Source organism: Streptomyces sp. SID3212 (genome assembly GCF_009865405.1).
Classification (GTDB): Bacteria; Actinomycetota; Actinomycetes; order Streptomycetales; family Streptomycetaceae; genus Streptomyces.
Window position 1 is genome coordinate 1 of sequence record NZ_WWJY01000377.1, and the last position, 2,251, is coordinate 2,251.

A 2,251-nucleotide genomic window follows, 5' to 3' on the forward strand; every position below is an offset into this window, starting at 1 on the left:
AAACCAAGCCGGTCCGGCGATTGAGGACAAAAGCCGGCCGCAGGCCGTTCACCGCGCCCCCACAACCCTCAGCGGAACCCCCCGAAACGTCTGGATCAAGATCAGCACCGCCCCCGCCGTCACACACTGGTCCGCCAAGTTGAAGATCCCCGAGTCCCCGACCTGGATGAAGTCCAGGACCGCGCCCCGGCCGAAGCCAGGCGTACGGAACAGGCGGTCCGCCAGGTTGCCGCCGGCGCCCGCGAGGACCAGGCCCAGGCCGACCGCCCAGCCGGTGGACCGTACGGACGGCGCCACGCGGGCGATGAAGGCGACCGTCGCCATCGCCAGGAGCGTGAAGACGAGCGTCGCGTCGGGGGCGAAGGAACCCGCCGCGCCCGAGTTGCGGAACGCGGTGAAGGTCACGGCCCCACCGAGCGCGTGGCTCGGTTCGTGGCCCTCCACCACCACCGCGGCGATCGCCTTCGTGCTCTGGTCCACCGCGAGCCCGGCGGCAGCCGTCGCCCACAGCACGTACGTCCGCCGCACCGCAACACCGTCCGATCCTTGGCCCTGTCCCTCACCGAGCGTACGTGGGCCGGACGGCGGTCCCGCTACGCGTCCGACAGCTTCGGCATCTCGCCCTCGGTCCTCGACGTGTCGATCACGGAGAAGTTCGCGCCCTGCGGGTCCGTGAGCGCCGCGAAGCGGCCGAAGGGGGTGTCCATCGGGCCGAACTGGAGCTTCCCGCCGTGGTCCACCGCCTTCTTGACCGTGCCGTCGCAGTCACCGACCGCGAAGTAGACGTTCACGTACGACGTCATGTCCGGCGGGAAGTCCTCGCCCATCTTCATCCGGCCCAGGACGGGCCGCTTCTTGCCGTCGATGCTGAAGACCTTGAAGTCCATCTGCTCGTCGGCCATGGTCTGCGCCTCGTACGGGAAGACCTTCGGCAGGAACGCGTCCGTCCCGGCCGGGTCCCGTGTGAAGAACTCGGCCCACGTGTACGCGCCCGGCTCGCCCTGCTTCTCGAAGCCCTTGTGCTGCCCCGGCTGCCAGGCGCCGAAGACCGCGCCGGTCGGCTCCTTCGCGAGGGTCATCGACCCGAAGTCGCCCACCCGCATCGGCTCCGCCAGCACCTCGCCGCCCGCCGCCCGCACCTTCTCCGCCGTCGCCACGACGTCGGGCGAGGCCAGGTAGAGGCACCAGGCCGACTCCCCCTCGGAGCCCGGCATCGGCGGGACCACGGCCGCGACGGCCTTCCCGTCCGCGTAGGCCTGCGTGTAGTCGCCGTATTCCGACCCGCCGGCGCCGAAGGTCCAGCCCAGTACGTCCTCGTAGAAGTGTTTGGCGGCTTCCACGTCGGTGAACATGGCGTCCACCCAGCACGGCGCGCCTTCCGGGTACTCGGTCATGATCCTTACCCCCTCGGTGGGATGAGATGTGAGGTTGAGATATGGGTACGGCATGTGCCTTATGTAGGAAATTTGCCCGTTCTTTTACGGTAGTCAGTCCGGGAGCCCTCCGCGCGCGGAGGGACCGCTCTCGACCAGCAGAGCCCGCTCCCAGGGAGACAGCTCCGCGTCCGGGGACGGCTTCCTGGTGGCGGAGTAGCGGGCGCGGCCGACGGGCACCCTCAGGACCTGCGCGGGAAAGAGCAGGTAGAGGCGCTTGGACCTGATCGTCGCGCCCTGCGCCGAGCCGTCGGACGAGCCGTCGGGCGGACCGCCCGTCGAGCCGCGAGTCGAGAAGATCTCCGTCAGCACCCCGCCCAGATCCCTCGTCGACACGTCCTCGAAGATCCAGTCGTCCAGGAGGAGCCGTACCTTCCGCGCGGTCGGCTCCTTGCCCGTGATCCCGATGTAGACGTCCGAGCCGCCGAGCCTGCCCGCCCAGTCGGCGAACCAGTTCCCCCGCCTGACGTGCCGCTGGTGGAACGTGGCGCGCTGCCCGCCCGCGGAGCGGACAGCCTGCTCCGCCTCCGTCACCACGGGCAGCTTGGTGTTGCGTTGCGAGGCCATCGCGCGAACCTTCCTCGGGCCTTCCTCAGGCCTTCCTCCGGCCGGTAGTCCCACGGTACGGCGACGGCGCGCACACGTCGGCGCGTACGCCTCTCCGTACACGCCCGACTACCCGGCGCTGCCTGCCCGTACAAAGGGATCCGCGGGCCCAACAGCCCACCCGATACGGCAGGATGGCACCGCACGCCGAGGCGCCGCGCCCCACCCGCCGACGTGCCCCCACTCCTCCCCGTACCCCCCTCACCCCCACC

3 protein-coding genes are annotated in these 2,251 nt (G+C 70.3%); all 3 read right to left on the minus strand.

What is annotated here, in order from left to right:
• Positions 1-48: 48 nt before the first annotated feature.
• The 3 genes from GT042_RS11425 to GT042_RS11435 all read right to left on the minus strand — a co-directional run bounded on the left by GT042_RS11425 (position 49) and on the right by GT042_RS11435 (position 2,000).
• Positions 49-528 carry a signal peptidase II gene (locus GT042_RS11425; RefSeq protein WP_161308603.1) on the minus strand — a complete coding sequence of 160 codons (480 nt, stop codon included), beginning with the start codon at positions 526-528 and terminating at the stop codon, positions 49-51.
• A 65-nt stretch (positions 529-593) separates the two neighbouring features.
• Positions 594-1,394 (minus strand): VOC family protein, encoded by an 801-nt coding sequence (locus GT042_RS11430; RefSeq protein WP_161308604.1) that lies wholly within the window; start codon positions 1,392-1,394, stop codon positions 594-596.
• A gap of 93 nt (positions 1,395-1,487) precedes the next feature.
• Positions 1,488-2,000: a hypothetical protein gene (locus GT042_RS11435; RefSeq protein WP_161308605.1), complete on the minus strand. Its 513-nt coding sequence runs from the start codon at positions 1,998-2,000 to the stop codon at positions 1,488-1,490.
• Between the last annotated feature and the right edge of the window lie 251 nt (positions 2,001-2,251).